A 19265-nucleotide genomic window follows, 5' to 3' on the forward strand; every position below is an offset into this window, starting at 1 on the left:
TAAAAGTAAAATAATGAGTTCAGGCAAACCATCTGCATTAGATGAGTATGTAGCTAGAATAGATAGACTACCAGTATGGGGTTTATCTTATGCTTTACTATGGGCTATAGGAATAGGATATTTTGCCACATTATATGATGCTGTGTCGAATTTAGGATTAGCTTTACCTTATATACCGTTTATCAATACCATCCAAGCCTCTATAATCGTCTCCATAGGATTAGCAGCTTACATAATAGGCTCCATAGGATTAGGACTTGCAGCTGACGTAATAGGAAGGAAAATAGCGTTAATAGCCTCATTTGTATTACTAACAATAGGTAGCCTAGGAATGGCGCTTTCTATAAATTACCCCATGTTATTTGTGTTCAGGTTTATTGAAGGAGTTGGTACAGGGGCATCATTAAACTTAGCTATGGTTTACATATCTGAGTTCTCTCCAAGCTCTAAACGAGGAAAGTACGGAAACTGGATATTTATATCCGGCTGGATTGCTGTGGGTTTAGGGACTTTATTAGTTGCATTTATAGTTACGGCTAGCGAGGCTTTAGGATGGAGAATAGCCTTTGGTCTAGCTGCAGCCCTAGGGCTAATATCGACCGTTATAGTCAGCATCAAAGCTCCTGAAAGTGTAAGAGTCTTAATTAAAAAGGGTAAGTATCAGCAAGCAGAAAAATTGGTAGAGGGAATAGAAAGAGTTAGTATGATAAGAGCTAAAGTTTCGACATTACCATCTCCTAAGATAGTTTCATATGAGCAAGAACAAGTAAGTCCTCTGAAAATATTAGGAGAATCTAAATTCCTGAAGAGGTTAATAGGATTAACAGTATTCTGGTTCTTCATATACTTTATCCAATACACCTCAACAGGATTAGGTCCAACATTTGTCAAAGCAGTTGTTGGTTTAACACCGGGGCAGTATGTTGAATACATTAGATTATTAGGGTTTGTTGCCGTAGGAGCTACAATAATATCTTTTGCGATGTTGGGATTCATTGAGAGAACTGATAGAAGAATATTAACGCAAGTTGGCGCCATAGGTTTTTTGGTAAGTAGTTATCTCACAACATTTCTCATATTGAATAAGGCTCTAATACCGTGGTTTATTGCTTATTTCCTTCTTGAGTTCGTTGTGAATCCACCTTATCTGGCTGGTTATTTAATGTCCAGTGAGTCATTTCCCACTGCTTCTAGGTCAACAGGTTTTGCCATAACTGATGGAATAGGTCATCTAGGTGGTGTGTTCGGACCATTACTTCTATTCCCATTGATCTCAATTGTAGGACCATTGTATGCTTGGGTCATATTGGCATTACCGGTTCCTTTTGCAGCTGCTCTACTATGGTTTACAGTCCCCAAGACAGTAGGAGTAAGATTAGAGGAAGTTAATGAAGCAATGAGGCAAAGAGGTGCGAAAACCGGTAGTTAAAACAAATTAGTTGAGTTTTTCAGGAGAAGACATAAAAAATCATTTTATTTTTTGTTTTAGTCCTCCAATAATTGGAAAAACTATTTTTATATAATGAGGAAAGCCTCGCCCTTTAGGGCGTAGAGGAAGTCAGACTGATACAACGTCATAGAAAAGGAAATTTTTTGTAAAAATTCTTTTTATCCTAAAACCGAATATAGGAAGGGGATTTGATGAAAGCGTCCAAAGCTTTGCTCGAACTTCTAGATAAGTATAATGTTAAACACGTATTTGGTCTTGTAGGAGAGACCTCATTCCCTCTTTACGATGCGTTTAGTGATTATCTAAATATCACCCACGTGTTTGCCAGAGATGAAAGAAATGCAGTAATAATGGCTGATGCGTATGCTAGATTCTCCTATAAACCTGGAATTGTCGAGGTTCCAAATGTAGGGGCACCATATACACTTCCGGGATTGGCTGAGGCTAACATTTCAGGAATCCCAATCATCATGTTTGTTAGTGATATTCCAACTTATGCCGAAAAAAGAAACATGTTAACTGAACACGATAATTCTTACCTCAACAAGTTATCAAAGGAATTCATTACTGTAAACGATCCCTCCCAATTACCTAGAGTCATAAGAAGGGCATTTAGAATCGCCACAACCGGAAGGACAGGACCTGTGGTAGTTAAAATACCTATGAATATATATGATGGGGAAGTGAGTGATGAGGAAGTATATTCCAACCCTGAATTTTCGGTCTATCCCTCCCTCAGATTCATGCCTGACCCAGAAAGGATCACTGAGGCGTTAAAAATACTCTACTCCTCCAAAAATCCTGTAATAGTATGCGGTCAGGGAGTCCTATTATCGAATGCAAGTGAAGAAGTAGTCAAATTAGCAGAGGCCTTGTCAATACCAGTAGCGACGACCATAACCGGGAAAGGCTCTTTTCCTGAAATACATCCTCTCTCTATAGGCGTAATAGGAGCCAGAGGAGGTACTAGATTTTCTAATAAAATTCTAGCTGAAGCTGATGTAGTATTCCTGATAGGAACAAATACTGACTCAGCCAACACATGGGACTGGAGGTTACCTAATAGTAAATCAATAATTATACAACTGGATGTTAGTGAGAGAGAACTGGGTAATAATTACAAGGTTATCCCACTTTTAGGCGATGCGAAACTCACGTTGAAGGAAATGATTAGAATGATAAGGGAAGTTAAGAGAAATCAGTCCAGTAGTGAGATTGAAAAGGAGAAAAGAGGTTTTGAACAGTTTGTGGAGTCCCTTGCTAATGAAAAAACAGAGCTTACAAACCCTGTAAAATTCATGAAGATACTGTCAGAGTTCGTTGATGAAAAAACATTTCTGGTAGTGGATCCAGGGACAGGAGCGATCTTTAGTTCAGCATACCTTAAGTTGAAGATGGCTGGAAGGAGAATAATGTATAATTACTCCATGGGCGGGTTAGGGTATGCATTGCCTGCTTCAATAGGTGCTTACTTTGCGACGGGTGGTAGGATACTCTCAATTACCACCGATGGAAACCTATTCTTCAATCTTGGAGAGCTTGAAACTGTTAAAAGGCTTAATGTTAACGTTAAGGTTTTCGTATTCAATAATAAGTCATTTGGATGGATAAGAGCTGCTATGCTAAGTAAATATGGAAGAGTACTTTCTGGGACTGAAATCAGTGAAATTGACTACTCAAAACTGGCGTCTTCATTTGGAATAGAGTACCTACGTATAGAGAAGAGTGAAGAAATAGAGAGCGTGACCAAAGAAGCATTAGTTGACGATTCTCCTAAGTTTATCGAGGTACTAGTAAAAAGTGAAGATAAGGTAATTCCTCCAGTACCTGATTGGAGGGAAATTAAGGATGGTAAATTTATGGGTTAAAAAGTTTTTAAATCCACACATTAAGTATTTTTATGAATTTACTTTTAGATCCTGAAATAATTTTTATGTGGTTTAATATATAGCGTTATAAAACTAAATAGAATTAATGGAGTGCACATAATCAGTTACAAAAGAATGAGAGCCTCGCCATTTATGGCGGGGATATATATTTAGAAGAACGAAAAACTAGTCATTTATGGTGTAGTAAAAGTTTTTAAAACTACTTAGGTATATCAAATTTAGTATGGATGCGGGTTTTGAGTCAACAGAAATAATTGATTGAGTTTTGTATATCTTAAATCAGTATAACCTATTTATTCAACATCTTTGTTAGCAATTAAGAGAATAACAGCTACAACACACTCTGACTCCATTTAGCTTTATAAATTAACGTATAACCTCATTACCTATTGTGGTAATTTTATTCAAAAAAAGAAATTAAGAACATTTAACAGCATAGTTTTTAGTTAAATATGATAAATAATTGTTTCTGAACATGCATTAAGCCACTGACCTCCTCCCCGCCCTAAAGGTCGAGGCTTTCATCATTTTGTAATACCAGTGTGCAATAAATAATCCTGAAGATAGTCCAACATCAGAAAGCCGTATATATTCTCATGATATGCAATATATAGAGTTAATTTGACTTATTACTGTAACTATTTGAAGATTTTTCAATGTAATTCTGCTACAACCAGTATTAATTTCATTTAACACATTCTTATATAATTCCTTTTCCTAAGAATAATCTATGTTATCAAGGTCAATTAACATAGCTTTCGTCCTGTTATCCATAATAGGCATAATTTTATCCTCTTATTTGACTTATGAGACCTTGACTGCAACTTTCAATACAGGCTATTGCAATATAAATAGCTATGTAAACTGCGGAACTGTAGCCTCAAGTCCTTATTCTAGGTTCTTTGGAATTCCCGTGGCAATACTAGGACTAACCTGGTTCGCATTAATGCTAGGATTGTGGATGATAAAGAAAGAAGTTACCATTTACCCTTGGATAATAGGAGTTATGTTTGTGGGATATCTAGTTTACTCTGAAGTGGAATTAATTCATGCGATTTGCATATACTGTACTACCGCACATATAATAGCCTTAGTCATGGGATATTTTGTATTAAAAGTATCTAGACTTTAGAAGACTAACTCCCTCCCCACCATAAATGGCAAGGCTTTCATCATTTTGTAAATCTCTCTCGTCTAAAGATACAAACTAACTCACACTTGTTAAAATGACGTAGATACAAATAGAGTTAATATTATATGGCTCAAGTTTTAAGCTAAGAGGTTTTTCCTCTATTCCTCTACTAACCTACCTCATACGTATCCATTTACAGTTAACTTTTCCACTACCTTGCTCCACACACCAGTTTTTACGTAAACCAGAATCACATATGTAATAACATTTACCAAGAAGAGCACTTCACTCCCTAGATAGAGATTTAAAGAGCCTATTACAGCCTCCGTTGTACCTAAAACCGGTAGTATTAACATTATCAACATCCTAGAGACAGTGAGGAAGGCTTCCTGGTTCGCATAGTCTACACCAATATCCTTAGTTTGAGGAACACCTGAATAGGTAAATAAAAGCCAGGATAACGGGCATATTAGGAACGGATAGGAGACAGTTATAAAAAACAATGATATATCGCGTAATAAGACTAAAGAGACTATAAAGGGTGATAGGGCTATAAATGACATAATTACTCTACTCAGCATTCTGTACCTTATGTAGCTCACGAAATCCAAATTAATGAAGTTTATCCAGAGCCTCTCAGATTCAATCGAAAACCCCACATATACAGAGTAATTTATGTATCCCATGATAGCCAATATTAGCAACCATATAAAGTTATGACCAAAAAACCACGTCAACAAACCTAAAATGACAGATGGAGGTATAATTACATAGAGTATGTTCCTAAATCCTGCCCTTGCACCAATAATTGAGTGAACGGAAGTATAAAACATAAGTTTTACTATATTTTTCGGTAATTCCTTATTCGACTTCACCTCTTCTTTTGACAACTCATACCTATCACTTCCATACGCATTTTGATAAATTTCATTTGATGCATAGATAGAGAATATAATGCTAGTCAAAGACAGGAAAACTAAAACTATTGAACCCAACCCATTTCCTTGAATAACCCAAATGATCGGGTTAAAAGTAGGAAATAATAATGCAGTAATAATGATATACGCTGATATTGCTAAAACTATTACCAGTCTTCTAAGAGTTGTAAGGGACTTTAGAGATACAATAAGAATTGATAGTGAAGTGGTAAACATTACAAGGTTTATGATATTAATAACGTTAAGAGACGTGGAGTATGTAACAACGAATGAGATTAGAAGAATTATCATGTATATTGAGTCTGCAATTCCAGCTAGAAGTAGAAGATATTGAGGTCTCTCCTGAGTAGTTAAAAGAAAATCTATATTACTTTTAATCTCCATTTGAAATAAACCTCTGATAATAGAGAATGTTAACACTAAAAAAGACGTTATGAGGAGAGTTATTTGCCCATAATCAATAGGAAACACCTGAAAAGAGTAGGGGTTGTCAATAATTACTCGAGATATTAAGGCTATCACGTTAACAAGAATCAGAAATATGAAAACACTTACATTATACCTCTCCTTGAGACTGTAGTAAAACATCTTCAAAAATCTGGCTCTCATTAACTTCCTCATTTTATAATAAGGAGTCATAACCTATTAGTTTTTTATTCTTATCCTGACTGATGTTAGTGAAATTCTCCAGGAAGTAAAAAATAACATATGCGAAAATAAACATGTATAAAAAGCTTCAACATAACTTAATACAAAATTTTAGAATTTGTTTATATCATCTTCTCCTTATTAGTAGTACTACAACAACCACGATAATGATCACCACTACGACCACAGTAGATATGATTCCTAAAGGTAATCCTGAACTGGAGGAAGCAGGGATTGATGGAGATGTGGTGGATGATAGTGATTGTGTGGTCGTTGTAGAACTTTGTGAACTCGTTAAGGTAGAGGGTGGAACACTTGATGAAGAAGTGGTGGACGTCGAAGTTGTGGTTGTTGATGACGTGGATGTAGTCTGGCTAGTGGTCTGAGTAGTAGTTGAACTTGTGGTTGACGTGGTGGTGGAAGACGTAGTGGAAGTAGTAGTTGATGTAGATGATGTAGAGGTTGTGGTAGATGATGTGCTTGTTGTCGTAGTACTTGAAGAATATGAAAACGTTGGCGTAGACACATTAATAAGCGAGATATATACATTATTAGTTTTAGTCAGCTGAATCTGATATAGATACCCATTAGAGTAAAAAGCCTGTAGTGGGTATAGATATGAAGAGGTTGAATTATATATAATATTCCCGTTAGTGTAGTTCACTAATAGGTAATTGTAACTATCCCTATTCTCTATTACATTATTAATTACCATATAACCGGGTGCAAACGTAACTTGAGTCGGTAAATTCACACCGGGAATGGGGGTGACATTATAATTGAGGTTTTCTAAATTTAATTTAATCAAATTAGTCCCTACTACAAAGAATGCTGTATTATTTTCAACTAAGCTTCCTGATGGGATTGTCCCACTGCTGGGAATTTCTTCTAATATTTTACCATTGCTAGTATTAATTATCATTGTTGTTGTTGAATTCGAGACTATTAAGTAATCCTTTATCAATTCAGCCCCAGATAAACCGCTTAAGCTTATATTCCATTTACCCAACAGAGTTATCTCTGATTTGAAATGTAAAGCTGAAGGGGTTACAGGACCTAGAAACGAAGAAATTAGTTGGGATGGTGGCGCTAAATAAATTATTAGCATATTGCCATAACTAGAATTAATGAAACTATATACGGTCTGATTATAAAATCTATATATTACTTGGTTCGGAATATATAATACACTTTGATTACCAAGTAAGGTTATGTAAATTAAACCGTGTTGGGTAGGATAAGCCACGGTATAGTTCCTGAATAACTGGGAGCCCACCACTTTAAGCTTCGATATTGTAGAGACATTACTATAGAATAGGTTCTTAAAAGTGCCCGAGAATAAGCTACTTAAGGCTGACCCATTTACATATATTGAGTTAACGACTGAGTATGAACTATTGAGAGGTATGACGGTTGACTCTACACTGAAATTTATTGGAGGACTCACTGTTAGTATCTTAACTAAATTAGATGAGTTAACATAATACACACTAGAGGTATACGATATTCCTTGAAATACATTAGAATACTGGTTAACTGCTAAGAGTATCCCGCTATTATAACCTTGGACATTAGTTACAATACCTGTAACTGAATATGTAGCCTGTGTCTGTAGCTCAACTGAAGATATAGTTATTACCGATAGTAATGTTGCCACAATAATTATAGAGATTATATTAACGATTCTCCTCATGATTGAACATAATTGAAACTAAATATAAAAATTCAACATAAACTAAAGGATAAGTTCTAAGACGATATCATGTTAACTTGTTAAGTATCTTATTTACTCTATTAAAGCTTGTGATTTCTAAAAATTTAATTACTAAAATAGTGTCCTATATTTACGCTGACGCTCATAAATCCAGTCCTCTCTCTCAGAATGGCAATGAACTCCGTATTTTTTACATAAATCCTTTATTTCATTCTCCTTTTCTTCCCACCACGACTGAGTGTAATCGAAGTTAGGCAAACCCCTATAACTATTGTATCTATCATATACTATGAATGATGAAGTTTCGCTGGCTAACTTTATTATTTCCTCAAAACCGCTGTCATTAACCCCTTTTATAATAGGTCCTAGGAAAATCCAAGTTCTAACACTTCTAGACAACTTCTTAAGGGATTCTGCTCTGGCCCTAGGGGGAGGAGCTAGAGGCTCAATATATCTACTCACAACCTCATTAAACGTAGTAATAGTAAAACCTACATCCACCTTATCACCATACCTTGACAACAAGTCCAGATCCCTGACAACCATAGGTGACTTAGTTTGGATAGAGACTCTAAAGCCATGGGATAGGAGAACCTCTAAGCTTTTCCTAGTCAGTCTATATAATCCCTCCACCGGTTGATAAGGGTCTACTATTGTTGATATCCCCACTACTCCTTTCCTATACTTGTAGACCTCCCTCCTCAGAACATCAACAATATTTCTCTTAACCGTTATAACTTCTCCCCATTCATCACTAACATACCTTTGGGCATAACAATAGATACAGGAAAATCTGCAGTTACTATATGGGTTTAAGGAATAGTCAATTTCTTTCAGACCAGACTTACTAAGTGCACTTTTAACCTCAACTTCTCTAATTATCATTAAAATAACCTCGACCTAAAGAGCTTTACTACATATGATATATTTAACCACTCTTGAAGATCCACTTTCAACTCTCCTTTAACTCTTCTTAATGCTTGGTCAAGTGTATCGAACACTTCTGGTCTCTGCTTAAACATTTCCCTAATATTTTCCCTCACAAACCACACTCCTACAGGTAAATTAAATCCAGGATAAATCTCTCTCCATAATATCACCATAGCTTGCCTTTTCCTTAAGCGAAGACTTTCGGCTATCCCCAACCTCGAAGCATAATAACAGCCACCGATTTTAGGATATGTTCTCCTTCCCCTATACCCCTCATAATCTAACTCCAGTGCTACTTCCCCATGACCAAATTGGTTCCATGTGCTTCCAGGAAACCATGCTTCACCCCACTCAAAAGCCCAATTTCCCGGTATCAGGATTCCTGCAAAGAGATTCTTCATATGCCTCCTTACGTAAACTTCGATCTTGTCAACAGTCTCAAAATGTTTTATTTCCTCTATTAAACTGTCTGAGACCACTTTATCAACAGCTGTTATACTCCACCTTGTCGGAACCAATTTCCTCTTTACCCCTAGCACTCCCACACTTAAAAGACGCGATATTATGTTAACCTCGACCTTATTGTTGTAGAGAGTCATTACGGCGTCTCTAGACTTAAGGTCCTTGTCTTCATAAACCCTTTCCACTATCTTCTGAGGTGTTGATAATCTGCCCAATTTAAACCCCCTTATTGGTGCGGAAGGACCTATAGGTGGTAATGTTTCGTCTAAGACAATCTTTCTAGGTTCCTTGGTAAATTCCATTTCTATCTCAGATGGTCCTGACGAAATTGAGAGGGTTTGAACATCATGTAAAAACCTTGGGGGATTATTAGCATCGGTAACTTTGAAGGACTCCCCTCCCCTCACTAGACTTAGCCTTAAAGATAAAAAGGTGTTAAGATCCATGTTAAGCCAAGTTTTAGGGTCCTCGTATACTGATGTATCATCTACCACTGGAGGAGCTGATGGATAAACACTCACTTTTGGGTATCCATATCTTCCCACAAAGATTGAGGGGGGAGATGAACCAATCATCTCTTTAGGTACCACTATCTTCTTAGTTATACTTTTAACTACGATGGGGCAATAAGCCAGTCCGCATAAGTACTTTGAACTTCTGCATACTACACAGAGTCTAGGATCCATTAAAGATAAAATTCTCGGAATACCTTTTACATGTTATCTAATAAAAAGCGGTATTACAGTATTATACACGTAAATCGCGCTATGAGAGATACTGTAGTATTTGGAGAGAGGTTTTGATAATACATACATAGTTTAGGGTTGAAACAATACATTTAGTCTCATTAGATTTGATTTAGGTTTAAAAACCTTTGACACTTTTTGGGTCATTTTACTTTTTATTACCGCTGTTCAAATAACCATTATATAAAACTCTTCATTTTAACGAAACAGTTCTATCTGAAAAGAAGTTTTATCTAAAATTATTAGAATTTTAAGTACCATTTTTATGTTTCACTTGAGATTCACCGCCCGTAGTAAACTCGATAAAAAATGAAAATCGGAGCATTTATCAAATAAAAAAAGTATCTAAAATACGAATAAAAAGGTTTTAATTTAAGTATTTATCCCTTCTAATATCCGTAATTTTTACTCCTAATTTCAACTTTTCTACAAAAGCAAATTAACAACAGCATAGTCAATATGGTACGTTATCTGTCTTTCCAATATTTCGGCTGGCTTATTTCCGACTGCCCCTACAGGTACGATCCATGTTCTCAACTCGATATTTCCAGTCTCCTCAAGCTTATCATCGCTTAACTTAGCTAACTCCTCTCCTTTTCCTTTCTTCAATGTCTCCAGGATAAAGTTATCAAAATCAATGTCAATTTTACCATAATAGGGCGTTCCTGGAAAATGGGACAAACCTCCTGTACCAATTATAGCAACCTTTTCGTTCTCTGGTCTTTTCTTAGCTACAATTCTGGCAATAGCCCTACCCAACTCGAAGCATCTTCTTACAGGCATTTTAGGTTCCACGTTAGCATTTAAGTGGATAGGTACGATTGGAATTGAGTAATCCCTGAATATGTCCAATAAGGGTATGAAGAAGGCATGTGAAAGGGGTTTGTGCTGGGAGAAAGATGGGTCAAATCCCTCCTCTACTAAACCGAATAAAATGGATTTTGCTAGCTCGTAGTGGATTTCATATTTTACTACACCTTTTTTAGGAACCCTGGCTTCAGCCTCTCTATCAACTATTACGCTAAGCATGGGAAAATTATCTAGGAAATATGATTCAAGATGATCAGGTGCTATTATTATTAATGCGTCAGGTTCAGCCTTTCTTATCCTCTTCCCTAACTCATATATAGCGTCATGTATCTTTTTTGTCTGTTCAGCATAAACTTGGGAATATGTTACCTCCTTTCCCAGTTGTGGAGCATGTGAACTACATGCTGCAGAAACTACCCTCCCCATAACATAACCACTTTAATTATATTATAAAAAGACTGAATTTAAATTTTACCTTAATATTTGTTACCTCAATTTAATATAAAAAGCAAATTATGAATCTAGAGAAAGGTCTAAGACACCTGGAAAAAAGAAAGACTTTACTTCAAAATACCGAAACTATAAGGGCTCTAATCTCTGATACTTTTCCTTTATAACTTTTTGAACTAATTCTAAGATCTCCTTATCATCCAAAAGCGTAAGGAAATCTAACTCTAGGGGATCCAAGTAGATCTCCCTGTCAAACTTTGTAGACGATATCTTCAATCTAGAACCGTTTGCGCTGTTATCTATACTGACCCTGACATAGGCGAATTCGTTCATTAATTCAATCTCTTGGGTCACATGGAACACCGCTATAGGATAAAGCTCAAGTTCCTAGCCTTTAAAATGGTATCTTGTATGATTACTTCCCTATACCTTATCTTGAATCTTTCATTATCTTTCACAATCTCGTCCTTCCTTCTTGCAAATATCATCTCAGGGCTTAGGTCACCTCTATCTCGATAGAAAATCAGGTTGCTCTTAACTATGTACGACCTATCCTTTCTATCTATTATCATAATATTTGAGACCGTTCTCATTGTGTGAGATGGTGGGTTCTCAGCCCATGCAGTCTCAACAAATAACCTATTCACTCTTCTCTCTAAACTTACTTTATCCTCATCTAAAATAGGAATCAGCTCTGCATTAGAAGTAAAATCCACAAGATAAACCTTATAGTTTACATCGTCAGTTAGGAGGGAAAACCAGTCCTTGTATTTTCTTTCATCCAGCATCTCAGCCTCTTGATACAGAAAATTGACTATAGACAGATACTCGCCATAGTTATACTCAGTCATCTCACTCACCACTCATTAAGGTATTGATACCATGTGGAGTAGAATCCTCTAAGGGATACTTCACCATAATACTCACCAACAACCCCCTTAGCTCCGCTTCCTAGAACCTGATCTGCTTCCTTATCCATGCCTAATCCCCTCTGATAATTTAGCCCGAAATTGAATCCGTTTCTAAATAGTTTATACTGATTTTCATTTAACCTTTGCCAGACCTCACCGTCATCTTGCTCCAATAACCCACCTGGACCGAACTCGTGCATAGCTCTTCTAAATATCTCCTTCTTCGTTTCCACGGGAAGATCTTTAAATAACAATACACCACCTGCTAACTCAGTCTTTGTTGGACCCCTTGGATGCCAAACCCTGAAAACTATGTAATTCCACGTGAAGTGGAACGAAAGATTAGGGAATATATGGAAAGGACCAAAGGGAAACATATTTTTAACAAACTCACCATATTTTTGCACGAGTTTTTGACCTGCGTTATATACTTTATCCCTAAAGGGCATTATCCTCTCTATGTCTACTGCTGACCTGGCTGTACCTCCAGGTATTGACACTATACCATGTCCATTCCCTGGGTATATTGCACGTACATTATTGGTATACGGTCGCCTTAATCCAATATTAACTACAGATGCATGGGTAGAGGACGCATGATAAGCGTCTCCTGCAAAGTTCTCGATAGTCAACTTCCAGTTGACTGGTATTAGCCACCTATGTATACCTCCATACACCTCAAGATTCTCTCCTCCGTCAAACATATCCAATATCAAATCCAGGTATAACTTCATGTTCCCCAAAAACTCTTCCAATGGAACCGGACTATTGGAAAATGTAGCCCATATTCCTCCTTTATAAAACGCGATATTTTTAATCTCTTTGAGTCCCCACTCTTCCTTATTCAATATGTCCGTGTATGCTGGCTCGTAATATGGTACACCTACTAATTTTCCCTCAGTTGAAAATGTCCATCCATGGTATGGACATCTGAAGAACATTGAATTGCCTGAGGTCGCTCTACATAGTTTCATACCTTTATGCGGACAATAATCAATAAATGCTCTTACCCTACTGTCCTGATCTCTCACTACAATAACTGGAACTTCCCCCATAGTTGTTGTAAAATAATCTCCCTTCTGTTTGATCATTGACTCAAATCCCAGGAATAACCATGTTTTCCTAAAAACCGTCTCTAACTCCCTCTCGTAAATATCTTCATCCACAAAAATTGAGATAGGTATAATACCCTTTTCAGGTGAAAAATTAGCTAACTTACTTTTTATGTCCATAACCTTTACCTCGTTATTATTTTTTATTAATATTTCATGATTATAAAAATTTTGTGGTTAAAAACTATAACGAATTGTAATCTATAACTATAAGAATAATATATGTTTAACTATTTATATTTTTTGATAAGTGTTAATCTCTCTCCTTTAAGGCTCTTCTCATTATTTTCCCTGAAGCTGTCTTAGGTAGCTCATCCACAAATACCACTTCTCTTGGGACCTTGAAGTTAGCTAACCTCTGCTTAACAAACTCAATGATGTCGTTCTCAGACACCCTGCCTTTATAATCGTTTTTTAAAACTACATATGCCTTAGGTATCTCTCCCCTGTACGAATCACTTTTTCCTACCACAGCCACTTCCTTTACGGCTGGGTGTTGATAGATAATGTCCTCCACTTCTCTGGGCCACACCTTAAAGCCTGACACGATTATCAAATCCTTTACCCTATCCACATAATACAACCAACCGTCTTTATCGACCTTGCCTAGATCTCCTGTATAAACCCATCCATCCCTTATGGTTTTAGCTGTCTCCTCAGGTTTCTTCCAGTAACCCTTCATGACGTGCGGACCCCTAACAATTATTTCACCTACCTCACCAGGTTCCAACTCCTTACCTGTTGAGTCCACTATTTTAACTTCGGTAAATGGTACAGGTTTACCTATCGACATTGCATTAGTCTCGGGATCATAGGGAGCCCTCTCCTCAACGGGTTCCACAGAAATAGTTCCCGTCGTCTCAGTCATACCATATCCATTTCTGATATGCACTCCCGTAAGTTTTTCCCATTCATCAACGACCCGTTTAGGTAAGGGAGCTCCTCCAGAATATAACTTTTTAAAGGAAGAAAGGTCTCGCTTCTTAAAATCTGGATGGTTCATCAGCGAGATGTAGCCTGTGGCAGGTAATAAAGTAAAGGATACTTTCCACTTCTCTATTAATCTCAAAGCCTCTCCAGGCTCAAACCTATACATTATCATAAATGGTAATTGAGAAATGAGACTAGTTGCAGTTAGCACGATGCCTATGTTGTGAGACATGGGGGAGAAAATAGCCATAGTGTCTTTTTCATCTAGTTTAAAAGACTGCTTTATTGTCATAGCGCCAAAGAAGAGGTTATAATGAGTGTACATAGCACCTTTAGGCTTACCTGTAGTCCCTGAGGTATAAAGTATAGTTGATAACTCTTCTTCTGTAGCGACATGAACATCTCTTAGTTCCCTGTTGTCTTTTATAATATACATATAATCATGGTCTGCTCCAAGAGGATATTGCCTAGAGATACTAGAGAGATATGGGGGTACTTGAGAAAGGTACTCTAAGCCAGTTGTGGTAATCACCATTTCAATCTTAGTCCTGTCAAGTATGGGTAGCAGGTTGCTCTTAACCTCTGTCTCTAGACCTATCAGAACCTTACACTCTGAGTCGTTTAAAAAATACTCTAGCTCATGGCTTTTGTACATGATATTCAATGGCACTATTATACCTCCTATAGCCCATGTAGCCAATTCAGTTATCAAAAACTGTGGTATATTCTGTAAGTATATGCACACTCTATCTCCCCTACTTATTCCCCTCTCCACCAGATAGTTTCCTAAAATTTTTGCATGTCTTGTAATTGAAAGGGTCTGTATTGCTTCATCAAAATAATAGATGATTATATTTCTCTTTGGTGCTTCAAAAATATCTTTATACACAGGACTGAATTCCATAGTTCATATAAAATTGATTAGTAATGAATAAAAACTTTACTTTTTTGTGATAGATAAAAGTAAAACTACGTAAACAAAGCTTTTAAACCATTAAATGATGTATTAAATTTGAAATGCCAAATAAATTATATGATTTTTCAGACCCAAGACTATATAATTTACACAAGTTACTAAGAGACGTAGTAGATAATATAGAAATAAGGGAGAGGTTTTTTAGATCGCCTAACGAAGTAGCTAAAATGTATAATGTGAGCGAAAATGAGAAGGAGATTATTTTAAGAGCAGATCCTAAAGAGATGTTTGATTACGGTATAAATCCCTATCTAATCCATGACTATCGGCTAGTCGCTCTAGGTATAGGAGATAGACCACCAGAAATACAGGTAGTATATAAGGAGAAAAAATAATCTTAGTCGAAGATCTTTTTCTTTTTTCTAGCATTTAATTTTAGTATTCTCGCATTGCAAAATTATCCCGATAAATAACAGGAAACTCAGGAATTTAAAGGATATTTTAGGACAATAAAAAATCCTGAACTTAATTTTTCTTCCTTTATCAGAGTTCTAATTGCCTGTCTTTAGTCTCTATAATTAACGCTATTGTTGATATTATCGAAATTATTGCGAATATAACTATTATAGTGGATAGATATGGCCATGCTTTACTGTATCCTCCTACAGCATCTATTATAGCTGGAGCACCGAAACCTGCTATAAATCCAATTATTAGACCAGTTAGTTGGTAACTTAGTCCTGACCCCGAGTATCTATATCTTGCAGGGAAATTTTCTGTTAGACTGGCTGAGTATGCACCTGCTACTGCTTGTATTGATCCCCAGTACAATACGAAACCTAAAATAATCAGACCGAGACTTTTAGTACTTAAGAGGAGGAAGCAGGGAAAGGCAAATATTGCAATAAGTGCATTCCATATAATCATCATAATTTTTCTTCCGACCCGATCGGCTAAGTAACCTGTAAGTATAATCAATGGCGATATTACGACCGATGCAACTCCTAATGCCAGGTTTCCGGTTATAGGACTAAATCCGATACTTCCTAAATATTGAACTGCATAAGGTGCTATTGTTATTAATCCTCCTCCAAAAAATGGTAATCCTACTAATATCAAGCCTATTATTTGCCTAGTGTTCTTGCTAAATACAGTAACCGCAGGGGTCTTTTCAATCATCTTTTTGTTAACTAGTTCGGTGAAAACGGTACTTTCATATGTAATATATCTGATAATAACACCAAAAATTACTAGGACTCCTCCAATAACAAAAGGAATCCTCCAACCTATGGTAACGAAGGAAGGTCCTGTGAGTACTGAGGCAGCATATACTGCTAATGACGAGACCCCTAGACCTAGAGGTAAAGTCATAGGAACCAAAGAGGTCCAGAAGCCTCTATTCCCAGATTTAGCATACTCTGAGACCCATGTAAGTGCACCACCGTATTCGCCACCTACTCCGATTCCGAATATTATTCTCCAAAGGAAGACTAGATATGCTGCTGCTATACCAATTGAAGCTGTTCCTGGAGTAGCTGAAAGTGCGAATTGTGACCCACCCATTAGAATCAGTGTTAATATAAGTGTATACTTCCTTCCACGTTTATCTCCTATGTGTCCGAAGATAAAAGCACCAATTGGTCTTGTTAAGTAAGACACAAGGAATGATAAGGCAGTAACATATACAGCTATACTAGAAGGTAGACCTGAAAAATACACTGTAGGCCAGACTGTGGATGCTGCGGCACTAGCTAAGAAGAAATCATACCAATCGACAAAAGTACCTATAGCAGATGCGGTTGCAACTCTTCTAAGGTGAGATTCTGGACTTATCTCCTTACCTATAGGCTTATCTGGCTTCGCCATTTTTATCTACTTTTAGTGTATATTCAGTGCATATATAAGTCTTTTTTATAATAAAACATTATTTATATATCTTTTACTACATGATAAATATTGAAGTTTTTGCTAAACCGTTCTGTTGAGCAACAGAGATTTTCATTATTGCTAAAATTAACTAAGGATTAATACTGATGAACATTACACTATAGAAGGTGCCACCAACTAAGAACTAAATAATTATTTTCTGACTTCTTTCCTAAAGTTAAAATTTTCAATTTTTATCTGAAACGAATATTAAGATTCTTTACTGACACTAAATGTTTAAACGATATCTAGGTATGAATCTACACAAAAATCAATTCCACATGTAATCCAAACATGCTTAACATATTAATCAAAATAATAAGGAAGGTTTTTATACTTAGTTTTTGACTCAATATTAAGGTGGGTAAGCATTGGAAGATCTACAGGAGAAAGATAAATTTTCAGACACTCTGGAATTCTTAGATAGGGCTAGAGAGGATCTGGATGCAGGCGAACTACCTTTAGGGATATTTGCTAGACGAGACGTATTTGAACTTGAAAACATAAAATTTTGGCCAAGAGTTTGGCATTTTCTAGGACACGAGGGAGAGATTCCTAATCCAGGAGATTATATACTGAGAAATATTGGACCCAGAAATCAGGTAATAGTGGTTAGAGGAGAAGACGGAGAAATAAGGGGTTTTTTAAATGCCTGCAGACACAGGGGAAGAGCTTTCTGTAAGACGGAAAAGGGAAATGCGGCGTATTTCAGATGTCCTTATCATTTTTGGACATACTCTAATAAGGGAGAGCTTGTAGGGGTACCACAAGATAATACATTCAAGATCAATAGACGAGAATATAACTTGATACCTGTTAGAGTTGAGAGCTACAGGGGCTTTCTGTTTGGAAATATGGATCGTAAGGCTGAAAAATTAGAGGACTATTTAGGCGAATATAAGTGGTACATTGATATAGCTATTAGAGGGGGAGAGCTAGAAGTATATAAGAGCCCTATAAGGTGGATCGTAAACATGAATTGGAAAGCTCCTGTAGATAATTTTGGTAGTGATTCATATCACATTGCATTTACCCATAGGTCTACCTATCAAATAAGCGCCAATCCTCTTAGGTTAGAGGATGTTGGTTTATCTCCTCCTGAGGGAGTCCAAAAAAATGTAGGATTTTCAGGTTACCAATTTGCCTCTGAGAAAGGACATGGTGGTGGAATTACCTCGTTTTACGATATAACTCCTGAAAATTTAGATAAGATTGATAAGTTGGACGTGCCTGCTAAGATATATGAGATCTACCCTAAAAATACACTTGATGTATTATCGGAAAAATTGAGTAGTGAGCAACTTAGGGTATTAAAACTAGAAATGCTTACCCTAGCATTGTTCAGAATTAGAGTGTTTCCAAATTTTGCCTTTATACTGCACTCCCTTAATGCTGGCGACTCTGAACAGAAGTATACACAGGATTACCTGGCTAGGTTATGGAGACCTGTAGACTATGATAAAACAGAGGTTTTCACACTATGCATGATACCATCATTTGCAGATGAGAAATATAAGAGGGAAAGCTTTAGGCAGTGTGTATTTTTACAGGGACCTGCTGGAATACTAGATAACGATGACGTTATGAATTGGATGTCTCAGACCGAGAATTCCAAGAATTCTCTCGACTTAAATATGGCTTTAAAGCAGAGACAAAATGAAGGGACAGTCGATAACTTTCCATTGCCTCACAGTGAAATGAAAGTATATAGAGAGCCTTCCGACTGGTCATCAAAGGCGTTTTGGAGGAAGTACTTTGATCTCATGCTCAGGTGATGAAACATGAATTCCATGAAGATTAACTGTGATGATTATCTCGAAGTGCTTAATTTTTATTACAGGGAAGCTGAATTATTAGATTTTTGGAAGTACAGAGAGTGGCTCCAATTAGTAACCGACGACATAGAGTATATCTTTTATTCCAGACTAAATATTGAGTCCGATTCTCCATCATCACAACTTGGAGCACCTATAATTATGGATAACAGAGTCTTGTTGGAGAAGAGAATAGAGAGACTTTATAGTGAATATGCATGGGCAGAAATTCCTAAGTCATTCATCAGGCACCACATATCTAACATAATGATAACTGAAGTAGAGAAGGAGAACCAAATCAGAGTTTTAAGTAGTGTACTACTCTTTAGGCATAAACAGGATAATCCCTACTATGAACTCATGTCTTATGAAAGGCATGATGTTCTCAGAAGAATAGACGGAAGATGGAAACTAGCTAAAAGAGAAATAATACCCGATTTTAGTTTATTCATCACAGATAACCTTTCTAACATATATTAGAGGAGAG

At 36.6% G+C, this 19265-nt stretch carries 16 protein-coding genes; 6 read left to right on the forward strand and 10 right to left on the reverse strand.

Annotated features, from left to right (window positions below; genetic code table 11):
* Positions 1 to 13: 13 nt before the first annotated feature.
* From SUSAZ_05315 to SUSAZ_05325, 3 genes are all read left to right on the forward strand, one after another.
* The gene (locus SUSAZ_05315) at positions 14 to 1429 is read left to right on the forward strand and encodes an MFS transporter (protein ID AHC51432.1); all 1416 of its coding nucleotides are present in this window, start codon (positions 14 to 16) and stop codon (positions 1427 to 1429) included.
* A 212-nt stretch (positions 1430 to 1641) separates the two neighbouring features.
* The gene (locus SUSAZ_05320) at positions 1642 to 3318 is read left to right on the forward strand and encodes an acetolactate synthase (protein AHC51433.1); all 1677 of its coding nucleotides are present in this window, start codon (positions 1642 to 1644) and stop codon (positions 3316 to 3318) included.
* 751 nt (positions 3319 to 4069) lie between these two features.
* Complete coding sequence (locus SUSAZ_05325; protein AHC51434.1) at positions 4070 to 4471, forward strand: vitamin K epoxide reductase; 402 nt, start codon at positions 4070 to 4072, stop codon at positions 4469 to 4471.
* A 179-nt stretch (positions 4472 to 4650) separates the two neighbouring features.
* Here SUSAZ_05325 and SUSAZ_05330 read toward each other — a convergent pair whose 3' ends face one another.
* From SUSAZ_05330 to SUSAZ_05370, 9 genes are all read right to left on the reverse strand, one after another.
* Positions 4651 to 6030, reverse strand: a complete 1380-nt coding sequence (locus SUSAZ_05330) for a hypothetical protein (GenBank protein AHC52495.1) — start codon at positions 6028 to 6030, stop codon at positions 4651 to 4653.
* Positions 6031 to 6184: 154 nt separating this feature from the next.
* On the reverse strand, positions 6185 to 7750 hold the full coding sequence (locus SUSAZ_05335; GenBank protein AHC52496.1) for a hypothetical protein: 1566 nt from the start codon (positions 7748 to 7750) through the stop codon (positions 6185 to 6187).
* 132 nt (positions 7751 to 7882) lie between these two features.
* Positions 7883 to 8656, reverse strand: a complete 774-nt coding sequence (locus SUSAZ_05340) for a radical SAM protein (GenBank protein ID AHC51435.1) — start codon at positions 8654 to 8656, stop codon at positions 7883 to 7885.
* On the reverse strand, positions 8656 to 9849 hold the full coding sequence (locus tag SUSAZ_05345) for a hypothetical protein (GenBank protein ID AHC51436.1): 1194 nt from the start codon (positions 9847 to 9849) through the stop codon (positions 8656 to 8658). The genes SUSAZ_05340 and SUSAZ_05345 overlap by 1 nt, the downstream gene beginning before the upstream one ends.
* Before the next feature lie 486 nt (positions 9850 to 10335).
* Positions 10336 to 11145: a hypothetical protein gene (locus SUSAZ_05350; protein ID AHC52497.1), complete on the reverse strand. Its 810-nt coding sequence runs from the start codon at positions 11143 to 11145 to the stop codon at positions 10336 to 10338.
* A gap of 153 nt (positions 11146 to 11298) precedes the next feature.
* A complete protein-coding gene (locus SUSAZ_05355) occupies positions 11299 to 11538 on the reverse strand; it encodes a hypothetical protein (GenBank protein AHC51437.1) in 240 nt (79 codons plus the stop codon).
* Complete coding sequence (locus SUSAZ_05360; protein AHC51438.1) at positions 11535 to 11987, reverse strand: aromatic-ring-hydroxylating dioxygenase subunit beta; 453 nt, start codon at positions 11985 to 11987, stop codon at positions 11535 to 11537. Before SUSAZ_05360 ends, SUSAZ_05355 begins: the two co-directional genes overlap by 4 nt.
* Before the next feature lie 38 nt (positions 11988 to 12025).
* Positions 12026 to 13312, reverse strand: a complete 1287-nt coding sequence (locus SUSAZ_05365) for a hypothetical protein (protein AHC52498.1) — start codon at positions 13310 to 13312, stop codon at positions 12026 to 12028.
* Positions 13313 to 13445: 133 nt separating this feature from the next.
* On the reverse strand, positions 13446 to 15026 hold the full coding sequence (locus tag SUSAZ_05370; protein AHC51439.1) for an acyl-CoA synthetase: 1581 nt from the start codon (positions 15024 to 15026) through the stop codon (positions 13446 to 13448).
* Positions 15027 to 15139: 113 nt separating this feature from the next.
* On the opposite strand from SUSAZ_05370, the gene SUSAZ_05375 reads away from it, so the two are divergent.
* Positions 15140 to 15433, forward strand: coding sequence for a hypothetical protein (locus SUSAZ_05375; protein AHC52499.1), 294 nt, complete (start codon positions 15140 to 15142; stop codon positions 15431 to 15433).
* Between the two features lie 148 nt (positions 15434 to 15581).
* Here the strand turns inward: SUSAZ_05375 and SUSAZ_05380 are convergent, their stop codons facing one another.
* The gene (locus tag SUSAZ_05380) at positions 15582 to 16904 is read right to left on the reverse strand and encodes a hypothetical protein (protein ID AHC52500.1); all 1323 of its coding nucleotides are present in this window, start codon (positions 16902 to 16904) and stop codon (positions 15582 to 15584) included.
* 470 nt (positions 16905 to 17374) lie between these two features.
* Here SUSAZ_05380 and SUSAZ_05385 point away from each other — a divergent pair, with 470 nt between their 5' ends.
* Complete coding sequence (locus tag SUSAZ_05385; protein AHC51440.1) at positions 17375 to 18739, forward strand: ribosomal subunit interface protein; 1365 nt, start codon at positions 17375 to 17377, stop codon at positions 18737 to 18739.
* A 6-nt stretch (positions 18740 to 18745) separates the two neighbouring features.
* Positions 18746 to 19258 carry an aromatic-ring-hydroxylating dioxygenase subunit beta gene (locus tag SUSAZ_05390; GenBank protein AHC51441.1) on the forward strand — a complete coding sequence of 171 codons (513 nt, stop codon included), beginning with the start codon at positions 18746 to 18748 and terminating at the stop codon, positions 19256 to 19258.
* The last annotated feature ends 7 nt before the right edge of the window (positions 19259 to 19265 follow it).

Source organism: Sulfolobus acidocaldarius SUSAZ (assembly GCA_000508305.1).
Taxonomy (GTDB): domain Archaea; phylum Thermoproteota; class Thermoprotei_A; order Sulfolobales; family Sulfolobaceae; genus Sulfolobus; species Sulfolobus acidocaldarius_A.

Excerpts from the sequence above, each read along its gene's own strand:
- SUSAZ_05350 (AHC52497.1), bottom strand. The coding sequence starts at position 11,145 with ATGGGGAGGGTAGTTTCTGCAGCATGTAGTTCACATGCTCCACAACTG.
- SUSAZ_05365 (AHC52498.1), bottom strand. The coding sequence starts at position 13,312 with ATGGACATAAAAAGTAAGTTAGCTAATTTTTCACCTGAAAAGGGTATT.
- SUSAZ_05380 (AHC52500.1), bottom strand. The coding sequence starts at position 16,904 with ATGGCGAAGCCAGATAAGCCTATAGGTAAGGAGATAAGTCCAGAATCT.
- SUSAZ_05345 (AHC51436.1), bottom strand. The coding sequence starts at position 9,849 with ATGGATCCTAGACTCTGTGTAGTATGCAGAAGTTCAAAGTACTTATGC.
- SUSAZ_05315 (AHC51432.1), top strand. The coding sequence starts at position 14 with ATGAGTTCAGGCAAACCATCTGCATTAGATGAGTATGTAGCTAGAATA.
- SUSAZ_05330 (AHC52495.1), bottom strand. The coding sequence starts at position 6,030 with ATGAGGAAGTTAATGAGAGCCAGATTTTTGAAGATGTTTTACTACAGT.
- SUSAZ_05335 (AHC52496.1), bottom strand. The coding sequence starts at position 7,750 with ATGAGGAGAATCGTTAATATAATCTCTATAATTATTGTGGCAACATTA.
- SUSAZ_05375 (AHC52499.1), top strand. The coding sequence starts at position 15,140 with ATGCCAAATAAATTATATGATTTTTCAGACCCAAGACTATATAATTTA.
- SUSAZ_05340 (AHC51435.1), bottom strand. The coding sequence starts at position 8,656 with ATGATAATTAGAGAAGTTGAGGTTAAAAGTGCACTTAGTAAGTCTGGT.
- SUSAZ_05390 (AHC51441.1), top strand. The coding sequence starts at position 18,746 with ATGAATTCCATGAAGATTAACTGTGATGATTATCTCGAAGTGCTTAAT.
- SUSAZ_05325 (AHC51434.1), top strand. The coding sequence starts at position 4,070 with ATGTTATCAAGGTCAATTAACATAGCTTTCGTCCTGTTATCCATAATA.
- SUSAZ_05320 (AHC51433.1), top strand. The coding sequence starts at position 1,642 with ATGAAAGCGTCCAAAGCTTTGCTCGAACTTCTAGATAAGTATAATGTT.
- SUSAZ_05370 (AHC51439.1), bottom strand. The coding sequence starts at position 15,026 with ATGGAATTCAGTCCTGTGTATAAAGATATTTTTGAAGCACCAAAGAGA.